This is a genomic window from Pseudomonas sp. ZY71, assembly GCF_036542145.1.
Lineage (GTDB): Bacteria > Pseudomonadota > Gammaproteobacteria > Pseudomonadales > Pseudomonadaceae > Aquipseudomonas > Aquipseudomonas koreensis_A.
Window position 1 is genome coordinate 3,801,186 of the sequence record NZ_CP144274.1, and the last position, 19,218, is coordinate 3,820,403.

Annotated in this window: 13 protein-coding genes; 1 reads left to right on the top strand and 12 read right to left on the bottom strand. The window is 57.4% G+C overall.

From position 1 onward, the window contains the following. Positions 1-48 precede the first annotated feature (48 nt). The 3 genes from VY732_RS16890 to VY732_RS16900 form a co-directional block, all read right to left on the bottom strand. Positions 49-609, bottom strand: coding sequence for a fasciclin domain-containing protein (locus tag VY732_RS16890; protein WP_077572565.1), 561 nt, complete (start codon positions 607-609; stop codon positions 49-51). Between the two features lie 150 nt (positions 610-759). Further along, a complete protein-coding gene (locus tag VY732_RS16895) occupies positions 760-1,077 on the bottom strand; it encodes a hypothetical protein (protein ID WP_139353596.1) in 318 nt (105 codons plus the stop codon). Between the two features lie 30 nt (positions 1,078-1,107). Then, complete coding sequence (locus VY732_RS16900) at positions 1,108-1,302, bottom strand: hypothetical protein (protein WP_077572564.1); 195 nt, start codon at positions 1,300-1,302, stop codon at positions 1,108-1,110. Positions 1,303-1,459: 157 nt separating this feature from the next. Here VY732_RS16900 and VY732_RS16905 point away from each other — a divergent pair, with 157 nt between their 5' ends. Beyond that, the gene (locus VY732_RS16905; RefSeq protein WP_331691235.1) at positions 1,460-3,319 is read left to right on the top strand and encodes an ABC transporter ATP-binding protein; all 1,860 of its coding nucleotides are present in this window, start codon (positions 1,460-1,462) and stop codon (positions 3,317-3,319) included. 541 nt (positions 3,320-3,860) lie between these two features. On the opposite strand, the gene VY732_RS16910 is transcribed toward VY732_RS16905, so the two are convergent. The 9 genes from VY732_RS16910 to VY732_RS16950 form a co-directional block, all read right to left on the bottom strand. After that, positions 3,861-4,553 carry a hypothetical protein gene (locus VY732_RS16910; RefSeq protein WP_331691236.1) on the bottom strand — a complete coding sequence of 231 codons (693 nt, stop codon included), beginning with the start codon at positions 4,551-4,553 and terminating at the stop codon, positions 3,861-3,863. 87 nt (positions 4,554-4,640) lie between these two features. Further along, complete coding sequence (locus VY732_RS16915; protein ID WP_007916191.1) at positions 4,641-5,201, bottom strand: hypothetical protein; 561 nt, start codon at positions 5,199-5,201, stop codon at positions 4,641-4,643. Between the two features lie 13 nt (positions 5,202-5,214). Beyond that, positions 5,215-6,303, bottom strand: coding sequence for a patatin-like phospholipase family protein (locus VY732_RS16920; RefSeq protein ID WP_331691238.1), 1,089 nt, complete (start codon positions 6,301-6,303; stop codon positions 5,215-5,217). Further along, positions 6,300-7,205, bottom strand: a complete 906-nt coding sequence (locus tag VY732_RS16925) for a diguanylate cyclase regulator RdcB family protein (protein WP_331691239.1) — start codon at positions 7,203-7,205, stop codon at positions 6,300-6,302. Before VY732_RS16925 ends, VY732_RS16920 begins: the two co-directional genes overlap by 4 nt. Then, entirely contained in the window at positions 7,202-9,715 is a 2,514-nt protein-coding gene (locus VY732_RS16930) for a dynamin family protein (RefSeq protein WP_331691240.1), read from the bottom strand. Before VY732_RS16930 ends, VY732_RS16925 begins: the two co-directional genes overlap by 4 nt. A gap of 39 nt (positions 9,716-9,754) precedes the next feature. Further along, positions 9,755-11,167, bottom strand: a complete 1,413-nt coding sequence (locus VY732_RS16935) for a hypothetical protein (RefSeq protein WP_331691241.1) — start codon at positions 11,165-11,167, stop codon at positions 9,755-9,757. 240 nt (positions 11,168-11,407) lie between these two features. Next, positions 11,408-11,821: a PaaI family thioesterase gene (locus VY732_RS16940; RefSeq protein ID WP_331691242.1), complete on the bottom strand. Its 414-nt coding sequence runs from the start codon at positions 11,819-11,821 to the stop codon at positions 11,408-11,410. 164 nt (positions 11,822-11,985) lie between these two features. After that, a complete protein-coding gene (gene gabP, locus VY732_RS16945) occupies positions 11,986-13,386 on the bottom strand; it encodes a GABA permease (protein ID WP_331691243.1) in 1,401 nt (466 codons plus the stop codon). A 282-nt stretch (positions 13,387-13,668) separates the two neighbouring features. Continuing rightward, a complete protein-coding gene (locus tag VY732_RS16950) occupies positions 13,669-19,149 on the bottom strand; it encodes a trifunctional serine/threonine-protein kinase/ATP-binding protein/sensor histidine kinase (RefSeq protein WP_077572556.1) in 5,481 nt (1,826 codons plus the stop codon). Between the last annotated feature and the right edge of the window lie 69 nt (positions 19,150-19,218).

Genomic DNA, 19,218 nt, shown 5'->3' on the forward strand with positions numbered 1-19,218 from the left:
AGATCAACGGCGGACTCTCTGAAGAGAGTCCGCCGAATTTGCCAAGCGTCAATTCGGCATCAGCACCGTATCGATTACATGAATCACGCCGTTGGACTGCATGACGTCAGCAATAGTAATGGCGGCTTTGCCTCCTTTGGCATCCACCAACCACAGCTTGCCATTGCTTAGCATGACGGTCAGTGATTCGCCCTGGACGGTTTTCAGCATCATTTTGCCGTCGTGCATTTTGGCTTCATCCATCAACTGTTTCGCGGTGTGAGTGCCGGGCACGACGTGGTAAGTCAGAATCTTCGTCAGGTCTGTTTTGTGTTCTGGTTTGACCAGCATATCGACCGTCCCGGCAGGCAATTTGGCGAAGGCCTCATTGGTGGGGGCGAAGACGGTAAACGGCCCTTTACTGTTAAGGGTATCAACCAGTCCGGCAGCCTTGACCGCTGCGACGAGTGTCGTGTGGTCTTTTGAGTTGGCAGCGTTTTCGACAATGGTTTTCGTCGGATACATGGCCGCGCCGCCGACCATGACGTTACCGGCAGCGAAACCGAGTCCAGCGCCAAGGCTCAGCACTGTCAGGCAGGTGATGACGATGCGTTTGAAAAAAGTATGCATGATGCGTCTCCTGAATTCTTCGACCCTTCGAGTGAGGGTATTGAATTTACGGAGCAGGGGTTGAAATGGATGCAGCGTGGTGAAAATGTTTTATACCAGCGCCCGCTCGGCCCTTGGCATGAAGTTCTTGCACAACGACAGGTGCAGGGCTTATCGGAATTTTCCACTCCAGCGCTTGAACGCTTGCCGCCCCCGTAATACACCCCGCAAAAACCACAGTGCCGCGCCGGTCGAGGCGATGAAAACGGCAATGGACACCAGCAGATAAAAAACGAAGCGCCATGGCTGTTGATCGAACACCAAGTGCTCTCGGGATTTGAAAGCCCCCCGCCCCGTCGTGACGTCGAGTTGCCAAAGGGTCGCGGCGTTGTACAGCTGCTCGGCGCTGGCCCACGCCACGAGCAGGCATAACAGCGCACCGATCAGGCAGTAAATGCGAATTCGATATTCAGGAATCAACAACACCACCTCTTGTCGGGCTGGTGCAAACGGCTGGGCTCACGCAATGTAAAAGAAATACAGGGCCAGGCCCAGCAACTGCATGATCAGCAGGATAGAAAGCACATAATTGCAGCCCTTCCACGCCTGGCTCACCGGTTGGTTTTTTGCCACTCGGTAGCAAAGGTAACTGTCGAGTGAAAGAGACGCTGTGGGGATGAGCACGAACAAAAACGTCAAAAAGAAATTAAACATTTCCTTTGCTCATCGACTCCCAACAGGAAACCGGTTGTGTTCGCTGCATTTTGCTCTGCTCAAGTCACTTGAACAGTTAGCGTAGCTGATAGAGCAAACCCTCAACGCCGCGATTAAATGGCAGAATCCCCTGACCCTGATGATTTCGGAGACCACAATGCTGCGCGTGTTTGAACAACGGCTCGACCCCTTCCCCCCCGACGAAGCACCACCTCCGCCCGTCGGCCTGATCCGGTTCCTGTGGGCCTGCACGCGCGGCGCACGCGGTTATATCCTCGCGCTGACGCTGCTCAGTGCCGGCGTGTCGATCTATGAAGCCTGGCTGTTTTCCTTTCTTGGTCAGGTCGTCGATCTGCTCTCGACGTGGCAGGCCGGCGGCGGTGTCAACGCGCAGGAAAGCCGTGTGCTGTGGGGCATCGGCATTGTGTTGTTCATCAGCATCGGGCTGGTGGCGCTGCGCACGATGGTCCAGCACCAGATCCTCGCGATCAATCTGCCGCTGCGGCTGCGCTGGGATTTCCATCGGCTGATGCTGCGGCAAAGCCTTTCGTTCTTCTCCGATGAGTTCTCCGGGCGGGTCACGACCAAGGTCATGCAGACCGCGCTGGCCGTGCGCGAAGTCTTGTTCACGCTGATCGAAATCGCACCGGGCATTGGCGTTTACTTCATCGCGATCATCGCCCTGGCTGGCGGCTTTGCGCTGAAACTGATGCTGCCGTTCATTGCCTGGCTCGCGTTGTTCGGGCTGGCCATGCTGTACTTTGTGCCGCGTTTGGGGAAGGTCGGCCAGGAACAGGCCGATGCGCGATCGTCGATGACCGGGCGCATTGCCGACGCTTACACCAACATCACCACGGTGAAACTGTTCTCGCATTCCAAACGTGAAGCGCACTTCGCCCGCGCCGCCATGGAGGATTTCAAACTCACCGGTTTTCGCCAGATGCGTCTGGTCAGCCAGTTCGAGATCGTCAATCAGGCGCTGGTGGTCGGGCTGATTATCGGTGCCGGCGGCTATGCCCTGTGGCTGTGGCATCTGGGTCAGGTCGGCACCGGCGCGGTCGCGGCGATCACCGCCATGGCGCTGCGCATCAACGGCATGTCGCACTGGATCATGTGGCAAATGACGTCGCTGTTCGAAAACATCGGCACCGTCCAGGACGGCATGGCCACCCTCACCCGCGGCCCCAAAGTGCAGGACGCGCCGAACGCCAGTGTGCTGGTGCCGGCTGGCGGCGCGGTGTCTTTTGACAAGGTGAATTTCAACTACAACGGCGAACGCCAGGTCCTCGACAACTTGAGCCTGCACATCCGCCCCGGCGAAAAAATCGGCCTGGTCGGCCGCTCCGGCGCGGGCAAATCGACGCTGATCAATCTGCTGCTGCGCTTTTACGATGTCGACAGCGGTGAGATCCGCATCGACGGGCAAAACATCGCGCACGTGACCCAAGACAGTCTGCGCAGCGCGATCGGCATGGTCACCCAGGACACGTCGCTGCTGCACCGCTCGATACGCGACAACATCGCCTACGGCCGCCCGGACGCCACCGACGAAGACATCCGCCGCGCCGCCGCCAATGCGCAAGCCGACGGTTTCATCAGCCAACTCAGCGACAAGCAAGGCCACAGCGGCTACGACACCCTGGTCGGCGAACGCGGCATCAAGCTCTCCGGCGGCCAGCGCCAACGCATCGCTATCGCCCGGGTGATGTTGAAGAACGCCCCGATCCTGCTGCTCGACGAAGCCACCAGTGCGCTGGATTCGGAAGTCGAAGTGGCCATTCAGGAAAGTCTCGATGAAATGATGCAGGGGAAGACCGTGATCGCTATTGCGCATCGGTTGTCGACGATTGCGGCGATGGATCGACTGATTGTCATGGACGAGGGGCGGATTATCGAACAGGGAACGCACGCTGAGTTGCTGAACAGAAACGGCATTTATGCGCGGCTCTGGCAGCATCAGAGTGGTGGGTTTCTGGGTGAGGATCAGGGCGTGGCGGCGGCGATGGATCAGGCTTGAGGTATTCAAGGGGCTCAGGCCGGCCACCGACGCATCTCGCGTTGATCAGTTCCGTGGACGCCGATACCGGCAGCCTGGTGTTTGCCCACTCAGAAGTTGGGGAGCACCGAGTGCCTTACACATCACGTGCCGAGTTGCTGAGCATGCTCAACAGCCTTTTGCGTCAGCGCGTGCCCATTGCTGTCGGAGGCATGCTCCCCGGGCCTGCTGACGAAGTCGACATGTTAATAGCGAGCAAAGCACTTGAAGGGCCGTTCATAGAACTGTCCTGGTCCGGCCCCGGGCAATGGACCCTGCGCGAAATCGACGGCACTGCTGGGCAATGGCAACCAATACCTGACGCTCGAAGTATGGCCAATGTGTCATTCGATCCGCAGTCGCTGAGATCCTTATGCCGGTAGTGGCTTGAATCGGCTCATCTACATGACTGGCAAGAGGTTTTAGCAACGCAGGCGACACCACGGTTTATACTCTTCATCATCGTAGCCGCGCCCTCTGCCCTCTGCATAGCACATATATCGCGAACTCCAATCAGATGGCGTCATCGCTTTTGATGCGCCAGACACTTATAAATAATAAGCGCAATCACCAAGCCTATAACGATCGCAGCAAAATCGATGATGATCTGAGCCCACTGGAATCGAAGGTTTGTCCAGACACAAGGGCTATTCTCCCCTACTAGTAGCGACCAGGTGATGCCCTCACTTTGTTGCCATCCACAAGCGCGAAGGGTTGGCTCCCAAAAAAACTCACATATCCAAGAGATTGAGAGACAAACTAGCGTCGGAACAATGATCATCTTTGGGTATTTAACGCTGCGTTTGGAACTGTTCATCCAGACTGTCATTAAAACAGATATGACTGCACCTATCAGAGCAAAGATTACAAAAAAATAGTAGGGAACACTCAGTTCAACAAACTTTGTCAATGCGAGCAAAAACATCAGCAAAACGGGGAGAATAAAAAAATGAACCTTCAGCATCCCCTTGAATGTCATCGAGTAAACATAGGACCATCCGAATAAGACACAACCAATAAATCCAAAAAAGTGGACAGCCTCTCTCCCGCCCACAAACCAGTTTCGTCCCTCGATTCCAAATAGCTGAAAAAAATATTGATCCTTGAACGGCGGATATCCGGTGAGCACTTGCATTAAAACAATCATGCCGAACGCAATTATTGCAACACCCAGCAGCACGATAGATGTTTTGGTTGTAGCTGGAGCTAAATCCATGGAAACCCCTAACAAATTAGCCAACAACAAATTACTTGAAATTTTATTTAACCAACGACTTCTCGCTTTACCCCGCTAAAGACAGGGTCAAACCCTCAACTCTTCCAGAATAGTCCGCTGGTAAACATCATACATAGGCGAGCTTTTCATCGGCTGCACCGCCCAATGAAAACGCATGCCTTGACCAATCATGATCGCGCTGCGGATTTCATTCATTGGCTCAAACACGTGGTTTGATTTCTGAAACTCCATTTGCCTGTTGCGCAGCGGAGCCGCGCCGTAAATGTCTCGAAATTCGTGGATCAGCATCGCCTCGAAATCGGAATAAACTTTCGAGGCGTTCCGCGCGCGAGGGAAACAATAGCCGATGAGAAACTCATACTCGCCTTGCAAATCCGCGAGTTCCATCAGCCAGTTTTTGTGCTGAGTAATACGTTGTTCAAAGTTTCCTTCGCCGATATAGACCGTGGGAGAAACGCCTAGCGGGTACTGGATGGCGAACAGACCGTTGAGCCTGATCACATAGACGCATCGTTCAAGGTCTTGCTGTTTAACCCCTCTGCGTTGCAATTCCGGCCAGACATCAGTTCCCCACGTCTGACCACAATTCCAATGCAGCCAATCCCATTCAATTTTTACATTTGCCACTTCTGACTCCTTGTCAGGGCTGCCTGGATAATCGTGCCATCGCATCGGCCAGTGTTGCGTCGGCACTTGCGGACTCACTTGCGATGCCTGCAAGAGCGGCTTGCGCGCCCCGCAGTTGATCGCGACTTTGCTGAGCCTTCATGACCCGTCCAACACAATGCAGCGTGTCCTGATAACCCTGTTCGATCCAGGTGGGGATCTTGTCGACATCAAAACCGAGCAAGTCCTGAGCGCCGCTCATGAGGCCCGTAGCTCGGTTAAGGCTTTGTTGGGGACGAATTTCCAGAATGGTTGCATCCGGAAATCGTTGACGGCTCCATGGCGATCCATCACTCAAGTGAGTGACGATTACCAGATTGCATCCAGCTTCCAGCAATGGGGTGATTGGCGTATTACCCTGCATCGTCTGCCAGCCACCTTGGCCGCCGTCCGAGTAACGTTTTTCACCGTGTTTGCGCGAGGCGAACAATAGCGGGATCGCAGCAGAAGCCAGCAACACCTGTTTGCGCCGGTCTTCCTCGAGCGACTGTATATGCACGAATTCCGAATCCGGTGTATTGCTCAGCCCCAGCTCAGCCATGAATGCTGACGCCAAGTCCTGCAGACCGCCGTTGCTGCGATACAACGAGACATAGAGTGGGATCCCTGTCGCTAGCTGCTTGCTGTCGAGAAACTCATCCATCAGCTGCTTCAACGGCTGGTCGTCCAGCAAGCCTTCGTCGAGCCCATCAAGCCAGCTCGGTAACTCGAACTCAAAGGCCCCCGCTATTTTTTTCACGGCGTGAACAAGTCCCAGCACAACGCCTGCACCCTGAACCCGCAGGCCCGCTGCAGCCAAAAGCGCCAGATACCCAGGCGCCTTCATGCTTAACGGGGAGTCATTGGCCAACCGTTCCCAAATAGCCTCCAGGCGCTCGATAGCGATATCCAGTGATGGAGAAGAAGCCAGAACGCCGCCGTTGAGGGCGCCAATGCTGGCGCCTGAAACTGCATCAATGCGGGTGCCGAGTTCGCGCAAGGCTCTGAGCACACCGACCTGATAGGCCCCTTTGGCCCCACCACCGGAAAGTACCAACCCGACTTTCATGGGAGCAGTCATCATGAAGCCTCCAGAAACAGCTCACTGATCATGGCTTCTGTCACCCTTGGCGCTGCAATGATCCTTGGCAAATGCACAGGCAACTCTTCCGGGGTCTGCGAGGCCGCAAATGCGAACGGTGTGGAATATGGGTCCGTCCAGTCCCCCAGATAACGAATAGCATCTTCGCCGTCAGCAGAAACGACACTTCCAACAGGACGAGCCAGCCACCGGTCGCGAGTCGCGATACGCTCGCCCTGACTGATTCCTGCATCCTTGTTCATCTGAATGATTGCCTGATTGGCCAGACGCTCAAGCTGTTTCTGTCGTTCGTGCCCGGACACTGTCTGGCAATAGTCGCCAAAAGCCCCCCACCGCAGTTCTTCAAGTGCTGCATAGCAGCGCCCGGACAGCGTGAACATATTGAACCGCCCTGCTCCCCACTTGCCGAAAACATCGTCCAGATGCAGGTGGGCCTGCTGTAACCGGTCAATCCTTGCGACATTGCGATCCAGCTCATCACAACGCTCGTCCAGACGTTGCGAAAGCGAATTAATAGCCTGGCGGCTCTCTATCGAAAAATCGACGAGGGTGGCGACATCGTGTTTGAGGGCGTTGACCCGGTTGTTGACTTGAACAATCGCATGATTGCTTTTGGCCAACGACTCGCTCAAATCCTTCAACCAGTTCAACGCACCTTCCACGCCATCAGTAAGGTTTGCGTTGATCTCAGCCTGATTGCGATCACCCTGACCGGTAAAGCCGTCGAAAAGGCGAGTGAAAAACCCATCCCGCTTGGCCATGTAACGTTGGCGTTCCCGCGCGACATCAATGCCGTTGGCAAAATCCACCACGAATTTTTCGGGCAGACACGTCAGTGTCTGGCAGATATCCGAGCCGGGTGAAATCGGGGTCTGCTCACTCATGCCGCCACCTCAACGCCCGCGGAAGGGACGTCACGTTTGAGCGCATCACTGTCCTTTTGAATACCAGGCACATGGCGCTTGAAGCCTGCCAGCAGTTCACCCAGTCTTTGCTGCTGCCCTTGATCGGACTGTTTGTCGCGAATACTTTGATTCAGGTCGCTGCGAATGGACTCGACGGTGAGCCTGAGCTCATCAAAGAAGTCGTCAACACTGGCCTCCAGTGGCTTGGCGATGGTTTCGACCGTGGCACTCGCCAAACCAGCGAACACATCGGCGACAGACTTTTCGATAGAGGCCTTCACCTTATTAACGTCGATCTCAAAATATTCCTCTTTCGACGAATAGGTTTCCCAACCCCAGTCATCTGTCTCGAAGAAGCTGCAAATGCCCCCCCACAACCCACCGGCTCGACGCCGCCGACGCACACTGCGCTGCTTGTTTTCGATGACCTCACCCAACACTTCTCCACTGGAAGGTCGCATTGAAAGCGCTGGCATGGGTGGTAGTTTGATTGCAATGGAAAAGCCGCTGCGGTTCAAACGCTGGTTGAGTTGGCTGACAATCTCACTGGCCTGAGTTGAAATGCCTTGCTCGAACAAAACATGAAAATCTCGCAAAATGAGCTCAGTCTCTGCGACTAAACGCCTTTCATTGAGCGTGATTATCTCCCGGACTCCATTCTCGATACCCTGCGTAATCTCTTGAGCTTTTTCCCGATTGCTGAGTTTGATGACAGGCGTGTCTTCATTAAACTCATAGCCGTAAGTCGTACGTCGTCTCTCCAGCCTCCGTTGGCTACCCGCACCCGTCAGCATCGAAAGCAGTCCGGTCAGAGACTCTCTTTTGCGCTCCTGAGGTTGTTGCTCTTCGGTTTCCTTGCCCGCTTTGAATCCCTCTTGAATCTGAGCGCTGATGGCGGCACGAATTTCAGAAAAGACCTTTTTCATTTTTCCATCAATGGCTTGCAAGGCGCGTTCGGCATCCTTTCGCGTCTTGTCCTCCAGACCGGTAATACGCTCGATGTCATTGCGCAAAGAATTGATCTGCTCGCTCAATTCTTCTACGCCCTTTCCCAGCGCGGCATCTCGAACAGAGAGAAAGTTGTTCAATCTGACCGCGATGTCAGCGAGCTTGGCGGCAGCAGAAGCCACGGCAAGTGTCGCAGCGCCGGCGTGGGCTTTACGAATGATCTGATCCAGAGGGGCTGCGAACAACGAGGCATTCCAGAGTGCGTTGGCCGCTGTTTTCACGGCCTCCGGATTTGTCACCATGCTCGTCCAAAGCATGCCGAACGCTGCTTTACCGAAGTCCTCCACCCAGGCGTTCTGATCGCCGACAATCGTCGGCAAGCAGCCATTGAGTGCCAACTCCCGTCGTGCACGGTTGGCAAGATCGCCGAATTTTGACGATACGGGGAATACCTGAGAATGCTGTAGTCGGCCCTCCATCAATGAATCAGCAACAAGGCGTTTGGTCTGCGCCTCATCATCACTGTTGCGATCTTTCTCATCGAACTTGTTGACGAGCGCAAACATCCGCCCTTGAGCTACATCTGCGATTCGCTCCAGCTCCTGGCGCACATGCTGGTCAGCATCTGACTTGAGTTGAGTGAAGTCCAGAACGGCTAAAACAGCCGAGGCGTTTTTCAGTTGCTCGCCCAGCATTTTGCGAAGATGCTGCTGGCCGGCTTCATTCGGGCCGGGCGTGTCGAGCAAGGTCAGACGGCCCAAACCTTCTGGCATTGCGGCCAAATGGGAAAACTCGACTTCAATAGCGGGGATTTCGTGAATTTCGTCATAGCTATCAAATGGGAAGTCCACGCCCAACTCGAGTGCTACGCGCACTAGATCATTCAAGCTTCTGAGAAACCAGAAAATGGCCTCAGGCCCCTGATAGCAGTTGTCAAACCGCTGATTCTCATCAATTAGCCGCAGCAGGGACTGCATATCCTTGTCGTCAATCAGTTCGTAGGGCAATTGCTGCCCGGCGGGGTCACGCAACAACTCATGCAACTCAGCTACGACACTGTTGATCGGGCCGATGTTTTCCAGTCGCAAAACAGGTTCGATCTGGCCGGGGGTATGACGAATAAGCGTCGGTAGAGCGGTCATCGGACGATTTCGATTCGGCAGCACCTCAGTGCCGACAATGGCGTTAATCGTGGTCGATTTGCCTGCCTTCATCGTCCCGACAACGGCCAGCACCATTTCCAGGCGCTGAAGCTTGTCTGCTTCGCCCCGGAGCATCTGCAAATCTTTCTGGATGCTGGCCTGGGTAAACGTCTGGTGCTCATGACTGTGCTCATCGACCACTACGCCGTCTGCATCCTTCATTCGTTGCAACAGATCGATTTCCACTTCAAGCAAACGCAGGGATTCTTCGCGCAGCAGTTCGATATTTTGCTCGTACATCTGATCTCCTTGAAAATTAGCGGCCCGGATTGCGGTCCTTGAATCTGCCAATGCTTTACTCACAACAGCTGTCACTGCATCAACTAACGAAGGGATCATGACCAACGCCTCAGAAACTTGAAAACTCACGGCGTGCAATCAGCGAACGTCATACCCCAACATAAACAACGAACGCTCCAACATGCTTAGTGTCACCGTGTGACCCTGCGCGCCGAGAATTTCGCCCGTAGCCCACAGCAAGCGGCTGCTCATCCGCACAAGTTCAGCCCACTCCCTGTTGCGTGCAGGAATGTCGCTGGAGGCGGTATAGAGGTTTGTGAAAATGAAGAGGTCTTGCGAAGGATTTCTCGTTTCATCCTTCTGGTTCGCGGTCTTGGTATTCGGGCCCCAGCGAAATGCCAAATCCGCAGGAACCGTGCGCTCAGCATTTGCCAAAAGCCAAGTGCGCGCCAGCACCCCCAATGCCGCCCCCACACGACCGTCATAAATAATCAAGCTGTCCGGCGCCGCGGCGGCATAGATCTTGGTCATCGCCGAATTCATCAACAGTGTTTTTCCGTTGAAATCGTCCAGCGGGTCTGCACATGCGCGGTCAAGCAACTTAACGGCCCTGCGGATTGAACGGCACAAGGTCTTGGCTGCCGCCTGCGACTCGACCCACTGCAAAGAAGCATCGTCAGCCTTTCGAGCAACGCCACCCCAGGCAAAGATCGCCTTGCACGTAACCAACGCTGCAGCATCATCATTGGCCGCCAGGCTCTTGCGCAGCTCAGCTGCAATACTCGCAAAATCATGCGGGGCAGCCTTTTCAGGCCAGCAATAGTGCTGGTTCGCTTGGCTTAAGCTCTGGCACCACCAATCGCTGGCGCCATGCCGAGCTCTCCAGTCTTTCCAGGAATGGTGCCTACTGACCTTGTAGCGATGCGAAAACGAACCTGCTGCACCTGTCCATAAACCGCTCAGATACTGAGCAAAATCAAATTGCCTGGCAGTGAGCAAACCCTTCCCGACTCGCCGTACCGGGTTCGAAAATGAAAGATCATTGGCTGCGAGAGGCGTCACGAGCCAGACAGCATTAGGCGTCGATGTGCGAATATCGACCACGCCGAGTGCTTGCAGAATTGGCAGTACGTAATTGATGTTTCGCGGGCCGTACGCCCCGCTCAACGTGACTCTACTGGCACGACAGAGCGGGCCGGATAGCGCCGGGTCATTGTTTGACTTGATCAGGCACGGACTTTCAATCCCATGGCTGTGTTGGTGAAGGTAATTCAGCGCCGCTTCGAACGCCGATCTGAGCAGGACGTGGCGCTTGGAGGCGATCAATACGATCACCCGGTCATCGGCGAAACCCTCAACGATGTATTCACTGCGTTGGGACGGAGTCCGAAGTCGACTCAGTTCTCCCATGCGCGACCAGGCACGAGAAATCGTTTGCACCACCCTCTGCGTCATACTGATTCCTTTCGATCTCAAAGCTGCTCGCGACTGACTGAAACTGGCTGGCCGATCCATCTCCAAGATCGCCAATATGATGTCGAAAAGGCGCACGAAGGTGCTCCCTTTCCCATGATTCCACTTCAGTCTGCTTTGGCAGCGGCGCCCGATTATGCACAGGAAGACATCGAAATGCCATCACGCCAGACACCGACCAAAGTTCTATCGACGCGGCGGAAACCCAATCAGAAACGGCCCTGATTGGCTTACCGTACGAGTTTCAACGGGTGCGCCAAAAGATGCAGTGACTCAAGGGTTAATGGCACAGTAACCAACGCTTTGACGAATACTCACTCAACTCACCGGCACCGCAAACACCGCACTGGCCCGCGCAACCGTTCGCTCACCAACATGCAAACTAACGGCAGCAAACGCCAGTTGACGTCCCTTTTTCGAGTACTCCAAACGCACTTCCAGCCACTCGTTCATTTTCACCGCGCCGAGATAATCCAGGGTCATGCTCGCGGTGATCAATGGCTGCGGAGGGTCGCTGGAAAATGCCATGGCGTATCCCATGCCGACATCGGCCAAGGTCGCCAAGACGCCGCCATGCAGGGTGCCACGGCCATTGGCATGGCGTGAGTCAGTCAATAAACCCAGTTCCAGTTGCAGCCCGCTGCCCCTGGCGTAGATCGGGCCAAGCAGATCCAGCAACGGGCTGCTGCGGGTAAATGGGGTGAATCCTTCGGGAATTGCGGTGACGTCCATGATCCCTCCGTGCGCCGGCGACTACCGGCGTCATTGACCTGAATACTTCGGTTCAGTGGGAGGGTTTATGGGTAATCGCGTAACGGGGCAAGCACTATACGGCTGCGGAATTTGTGGTGATAAAGCCCGGCGACATCAATAGATCAGCGCAATCCGCTCCCTTTTTACCCCACCGATGTAACTCTCGCCGCTGGCGCAGGATGACGCGACGTCACCAGGCCGATAAAGGAAATCGCCAACGCCAGGCCAATAGTTGTGGTGACTTCGGTGCGATGTTCCGGAGTGATCATCATCACCGCCAGCGCCGCGCAGATGAATACGATCACCAGCCACGTCAGCCAAGGAAACAGCCACATGCGAAAGGTCAGCTCGACGTTGCGCTGTTGCAAAATCCGCCGCATGCGCAACTGCGACACCGCGATGGCGAGGTAGACCAGCAAAGCAATTGCCCCGGAGCTGGCCAGCAGGAATTGAAACAGCCCGGCGGGCATGAAATAGCTCCACACGGTAATCGACGCACCGATCACCGTGCTGGCGATAACGGCGGCGCGCGGCACACCTTCCGAGGAGGTCGCCTTCAGCGCTTTCGGCGCATCGCCACGACGACCGAGCGAAAACAACATGCGCGAGGCAATGTAGATCGAGGAGTTCATGCAACTGGCCACGGCGATCAGCACGACCACGTCGACCATGAACTTGGCATGGGGAATGTTCATGATTTCCAGGGCGCGCTGATAAGACCCGACCGAGGCCAGCAACGGATCATTCCAGGGCACCACGGAAATCACCACGAAGATCGACAGCAGGTAAAACACGCCGATGCGCCAGATCACCGAACGCGTGGCCTTGGCAATGTTTCGCGACGGGTCGTTGGATTCGGCGGCGGCGATGGTCACCGCTTCGGTGCCGATGAAGCTGAACATGATGGTGATGAAGGCGCCGACCACCGCCGACAGACCGTTGGGCGCAAATCCGCCGTGGTCGGCCATCAACCCGCTCAACCCGCTGACTTCCCTGTCGGGAATCCAGCCCATCAACACGGCAAAACCGACACCGATAAAACCGATGATCGCCACAACCTTGGCCATGGCGAACCAGAATTCGAATTCACCGTACTTGGACACGCTGAACAGGTTGGTCACCACCAGCGCAATGATCGAGCCCAAGGCGAACAACCAGGCATCGACCTGAGGAAACCACTGGTTCAAAACATGCCCGGCCGCCAATGCTTCGATGGGAATCACCAACACCCAGAACCACCAGTAAAGCCAACCGATGGTGAAGCCCGCCCAGCGCCCGATCGCCTGATCGGCATAGGTCGAGAACGAACCGGTGTCCGGATTGGCCACCGCCATCTCACCGAGCATGCGCATGACCAGCACCACCAGCAAACCGGAAAACAGATAGGCCAACAGAACCGCCGGCCCCGCTGCGGCAATGGCATGCCCTGAACCTACGAACAATCCGGCGCCGATAATCCCGGCAATGGACAGCATGGTGACGTGACGAGGCTTGAAGCCCTGCGCCAATTGGCTACTCGAATCCATGGAGTTCGGGCTGATCATTGGTTTTTTTATTCTCTGCTGATCGACATTTAAGCGAGTTGACTCAGGCAAACGATCATCATCGTCGCCTGTAAAACTCCCCGAAAGAAGCCCCCTCAACCGCCGCAGTTCTTATCAACCCCATGATCTGTATGGGGTTATCTTGACTTAAAGACACCCCACCTTACCCGGCCTGCCCGATGAGTCAGTAGCCTGATTGCGCCATGATCGTGTCTGATATCGACATTCGAGAACTACGTGTTCACGATTAAAACCAATTGGTCACCGCGCGCACATTGCAACCTATGTTTGCTGCAATGCCTCATGACTCGGCAACGCAAACACAACCCGCGCCCCACAAGGCGCATTCGCCTCCGCCCACAAGCGTCCGCCATGCGCCTCAATGATCGTGCGACAGATCGACAGCCCCATCCCCAGCCCGGTGGCTTTGGTGGTGTAGAACGCGGTGAAGACTTCTTCCGCGCGCTCACAGGCAAACCCCGGCCCGGAGTCGCTGACCGTGATCCGCACGTTTTCACCGACGCAAGCGCTGCTGATCGACAGTCGACGCGCGCCCTCCTCCATCACCGCCATGGCTTCGAGGCCGTTGACGATCAGATTGAGCAGAACCTGTTGCAACTCGACCCGGTCCGCCAATACCGCCGGCAAGTCGCTGGCCAGTTGCACGGACACCACAGCCCTATACCGAGTCGCCTCACCGCGCGTAAACCCGACCATTTCGTCCACCACCGCATTGAGGTCCAGCGCTTGCCGTTGCGGCGGCGTCTTGCGGATCAATGCGCGGATTCGGCCGAGTACGTCGGCCGCGCGGTTGCCATCGCTGATGATGCGCCTGAGGCCATGCTCGACTTCATCGGTGTTCGGCGGTTGTGCGCCGAGCCAGCGCAGCGCGGCGTTGGCATTGGTCACGGTGGCGGCGATCGGCTGGTTGACTTCGTGGGCGATGGACGCCGCCAATTGGCCCATGGTCGCCACGCGGTTGGCGTGGGCCAGTTCCGCTTGTACCTGACGGTAACGGCGCTCGCCTTCGCGCACTTGTTCTTCCGCTTGTTTGCGTTCGCTGAGGTCGAGGACGAACGCCACGCCCTGTTGCTGACTGGCTTCAAACGCGGCCAGACCGACGATCACCGGCAGGCAACTGCCGTCCTTGCGGATGTATTCCTTTTCGAACGGCTGAGTGCGCCCGGTGCGGATCGCCGTCGCCAGCGCCGCTTCGCTTTCGGCGCGCCGAGCCGGCGGGGTCATGTCGCGCCAATGCACGTTTCCCGAGAGCAGATCATCGCGCTGGTAGCCAACCATGCGCAGGAACGCGTCGTTGGCCTCAATGATTTCCCCTTCAACGCTCCAAACGATAATGCCGATGATGTTGGCATCGACCAGCCGGCGAATCTTCGCTTCGCGCTCGGCGACGTCACGATACAGCCGCGCGTTGTCCAGCGAGATGGCCGCTTGTGAAGCGACCAGCCGCAGCACGGCAACACGCGCCGGGCTGAACACCCCCGCCGACAGATTGTTCTCCAGATACAGCGCCCCGGCGACCCGACCCTGATTCATCAACGGCAGGCACAGGATCGAGCGGGCGCCGTGCTGATGCATATACGGATCAGCGGCGAATGCCGGATCGGCGCCGGCATCGTCCAGGCACAGATTTTCGCCGGTGCGCAGGGTCTGGTAGAGCACCGATTCGGCCAGCGCCGTCGCGTTGACCGGCTCATTGCACAGTAAATTGCTGCTGTCGCCAATGCGCGTTCGCGCGGCGATATACGGAATCTCGCCTTCGGTGAGAATCAGCACACCCCGCTCGGCGCCGGCCTGTTCGATGGCGGTGCGCATGATCGTTTGGATCAACCGGTCGAGAACAATTTCGCCAGACACGGCTTGGGAGACCTTGAGCACCGTGGACAGATCCAGATGCTCGACGGCAGTGATGATGGTCGCAGTCGGGCTAGGCAGCGCGTCTTCCTGGCGCAGAAAACGGTGCCGTCGCTCCAGTTGTCGCACCTTGCCATCGGCGCCCCAGCGCAAGTAACCGTAGCGCGCGTCTTGCAGGTAAACGCGGGCGATTTTCGCCAGACCGCGAGCACCGTAGAAACGCGCCGCCAGTTCGTTGGCCAAAGCCTCGATGTGAACGAAACCGTTATCCGCCGCCAATTGAATCGCCCGTTCGTACAGCAACTCTGCTTCGATCAGTTGCCCCGCAACCCGCGCGATTTCCGCGCCGACCAGTGCCACGTGACTGGCGAAGGTTTCGGCACACTGTTGCGCCCAGGTCTGCAGTTGATCGTGGTGTTCTGCCAAGCGTTGCAGTTGATCGCTATCGACGGCGCCGTGGGCGGCCAATGTCAGCGCGGCGTAGAAGTGGTATTCGGCCTCCTCGAAAAAAGAAGAAATCACCCACATTAATTCCTGCGCTTGAGCCGCGCAGTCAGCGGCCGCCGCGTAATCTGCAGCCAGATAACGCGCCTGCAATTTGCGCACCCAATATTTGCCCCGAGCCAGCGCCAGATCAGGCGCGGCGAGATTCGCCTCGAAGTGCGTCTCATCAAATTGTTCATCGTTGAAACTGCCGAATTCCAGTGTCTGCCCGCGCAACATGCGGATCAGTGCCCGTTGGCAGCTCATGAAACTGATCACCAGACCGAAGCGGATTTTCTGCGCATAAGCCAACCCTGCCTCGGCCTGAACCTGCACCTCCGCCAGCGGCTCGCCAATAAACAGCAGGTCGGAAATCAGGCTGTTGCCGGCATACGCCGCATAGGGCAAATCGCCGATGCGGTTGCCGGCGCTGAGCGCACGTCGCAACAATTCACGGCACTCGCGCACCGGGCGCATCCAGCGCACCACGAAAATCGAGAAGCACAGGTAGGTACGCGCTTCGTATTGCGTAAGACCTCGGCGGTCAACCAGATCGCAGCCCAAACGGCCGAAGCGGTAACCGCTGGTGTAGTCACCGAAGCGCCGCCCGGCGACCCGCACAACGTTGGCGTAGAGCATGCAGGAGGCGTCGCAATTGCCGTGCTCAAGACTCAGACTGACGGCTTTACAGATGGTCAGGCATGCGAGGTTCGCATCGGACTGCAACGCCGGGGCCAACAGTTTGCTCAACGCATCCAGCGTCACCAGTGAGGCCGGATCTTCCATCAGCGGCAGGTCGATCAATTGTTCGATGCTGCGCTCACCCAGTTGCGTCCAGATCTGCTGGTATTCCTGGCGCACTTGCTGATCGTCCGGATGCGCCGTCCAGTCGATGCCAACCTGACGCAAATAGGCCAGGCAGACCGCCACCGCGCGGTCGCTGCGATCAAGCAACAGGTAGACGTCCATGTGCAAACACGTCACGGCCGCACGCTCCACGGTGGTCGCCGCGCGCTCGGCCAGAACCTGCAAACGGGCATCCGCCAGTGCCAATTGCCCGGTGAGAAATTCGCACTCGGCGCGGTTCAGCTCCAGGGCAAACGCCAACTCATGGCGGCTGTCGAAGCCTTGTGCGCCAAGCACTGTTGCACCCGCGCCCAGGTAGGTCAGCGCTGAGGTGTAAGCGGTCGAAGCCTTGGCGCGCTGACCGGCGAGCAGATTGAATTCGGCCAGTTGTTCACGCTCGGCCCGGGCGCTGATCAGGCTGGCGCCACGGTTGAGTTGGCCAACGATTTCAAAGATCGCCTCTTCGCGCCTCTCGCCCGGCGTTTGCAGCGCCAATAGCCGGCCGATGCGCAAATGCGTCTGCGCACGTTCGGCTTCGGCGATCAGCGAGTAAGCCGCCTCATGCACACGGTCGTGGGCAAACGCACAGGCGCCGTCCAGACGTTCAACCAGATCCTGGCGCACCGCCGGCCACAGCGCCGCGTGCACGCGCGCCGTGGACAGATCGAGCACGGTGGCCAGGGTGTCGATCCGCGCGACGTTGCCCAGGCACGCCAATTGTTGCAAGGCCTGCCGGGTTTCCAGTGGCAAACGCGCAAGCTTGCCGACCATCAGATCGACAACGTTATCGGTGTAGCCTTTGCCGTTGATCAGCTCAAGATCCCAGCGCCAACGATTGAGCTGATGGTCGTAAATCAGCAGTTCTTCCTCGGCGAGGGCTTGGAGAAACTGGATGACGAAAAACGGATTGCCGCCGGTCTTGTCCAGCACCAGCCGCGCCAACGTGACGATGCTCGCGGGTGGACAGCGCAACGATTCGGCGATCAGTTGTTCGATGTGCACACCCGCGAGCGGGGTCAGGCGAATCTCGGCGATGTGCGCGCCGGCACTACGAATGGCTTTGAGTTTGCTGCTGAGCGGGTGGTCGGCATCGACCTCGTTATTGCGGTAGGCGCCGACCAGCAGCAGGTGGCCAACCTCTGCGCGGGTCAGCAGCTCTTCGAGCAGATCCAGCGTCGCCGCATCCAGCCATTGCAGGTCATCGAGGAACAGCGCCAACGGGTGTTCCGGTCGGGCAAACACGCTGATAAAGCGCTGCAACACCCGCAGGAATCGCTGCTGCGCTTGTTGCGGTTCAAGCTCCGGCACCGCTGGCGGCTCGCCGATGATCAGTTTCAGTTCGGGGATCAACTCGGTCATCAGCCGCGCGTTCGGCGACAGTGCCTGCAACAGCGCCGCGCGCCATTCAACGAGCACTTCGCGGCGCTTGCCCAGCAGCGTGCGCACCAGCCCTTGAAAGGCTTGAACCAGCGTCGCATAGGGAATATCGCGCTTGTACTGATCGAACTTGCCGGAGGCGAACAGCCCCCGCGACGGCACCAGCACTTTATGCAACTCGCTGACTACCGAGGATTTGCCAATGCCTGAGTAACCGGACACCAGCACCAGTTTCGGCGCCTGGCTCTGCACCACGTGTGCGAACGCATCGATCAGCGTTTGCACTTCGCGCTCGCGCCCGTAGAGTTTCTCCGGGATCAGCAGGCGATCGATCGCGCCCTGTTCGTTCAGGGTAAATGTCTCGATGTGCCGGGCGCGCTGCCAATCGTTCAGGCAACGACGCAGGTCATGCTCGACGCCGGCTGCGGTTTGATAGCGCTCTTCGGCAGTCTTGGCGAGCAACTTCATGACCACCCGCGAAAGCATCGCCGGCACGGTGGCCACCCGTTCGCACGCCGGCATCGGTAACCGCGCGATGTGGCAATGCACCCATTCCATCGGATCATTGGCGCTGAACGGCAGTGAGCCGGTGAGCATCTGATAAAGGGTCACGCCAAAGGCATACAGATCACTGCGCGAATCGATCGAGCGGTTCATCCGCCCGGTTTGTTCCGGCGCCATGTACGCGAGGGTGCCGGCGATGGTTTCCGGTGGCTCCGGCGCCTGCCGTTCACGGGGCAGACGTGAGGCGAGGCCGAAGCCGGTCAGGCGTGTCTGGCCGTCGCTGCAATTGACCAGAATGTGTTGCGGCTTGAGGTCTTTGTGCACCAGCCCGCACTGGTGCAGGCGGCCCAGCGCCACGGCGATGTTGATGGCCTGCAGCAGGCCGGTTTCGGTGTCCAGCGGCGCGATCAATAAACGCGACAGCGGCTCGCCGCCGGGGTCGTCGAACAGCAGACGCGTGGTTGCGCCTGCGCGTTCAATGGCTTGCGGTTGCAGCGCCCATTCACCGTTGAGAGCGTCCTTGAGGCTGTATTCGTGCGCCAGTCGATCGAGGGTCGCAGGCAGCGGTTGAGCGAGGGTCGGGCGCATTACCAGAACATTGCGGCTGCCCTCCCCCTGGCCGCGTTCGCGGGTAAACACCCGCTCGCCGTCGTCCCACAAAATCTGTTTTTTGCTGGCCATCTGTGTCGACACCGTCAAAGGGTTTTCTGCCACGCGGTGGATGACCCGCGATTTTTAGCGAAGACCGCC

Coding starts and splice junctions, on each gene's coding strand:
- VY732_RS16930 (WP_331691240.1), bottom strand. CDS start 9,715: ATGATCCCTTCGTTAGTTGATGCAGTGACAGCTGTTGTGAGTAAAGCA.
- VY732_RS16950 (WP_077572556.1), bottom strand. CDS start 19,149: ATGGCCAGCAAAAAACAGATTTTGTGGGACGACGGCGAGCGGGTGTTT.
- VY732_RS16920 (WP_331691238.1), bottom strand. CDS start 6,303: ATGATGACTGCTCCCATGAAAGTCGGGTTGGTACTTTCCGGTGGTGGG.
- VY732_RS16900 (WP_077572564.1), bottom strand. CDS start 1,302: ATGTTTAATTTCTTTTTGACGTTTTTGTTCGTGCTCATCCCCACAGCG.
- VY732_RS16925 (WP_331691239.1), bottom strand. CDS start 7,205: ATGAGTGAGCAGACCCCGATTTCACCCGGCTCGGATATCTGCCAGACA.
- VY732_RS16940 (WP_331691242.1), bottom strand. CDS start 11,821: ATGGACGTCACCGCAATTCCCGAAGGATTCACCCCATTTACCCGCAGC.
- VY732_RS16905 (WP_331691235.1), top strand. CDS start 1,460: ATGCTGCGCGTGTTTGAACAACGGCTCGACCCCTTCCCCCCCGACGAA.
- gabP (WP_331691243.1), bottom strand. CDS start 13,386: ATGATCAGCCCGAACTCCATGGATTCGAGTAGCCAATTGGCGCAGGGC.
- VY732_RS16910 (WP_331691236.1), bottom strand. CDS start 4,553: ATGGATTTAGCTCCAGCTACAACCAAAACATCTATCGTGCTGCTGGGT.
- VY732_RS16890 (WP_077572565.1), bottom strand. CDS start 609: ATGCATACTTTTTTCAAACGCATCGTCATCACCTGCCTGACAGTGCTG.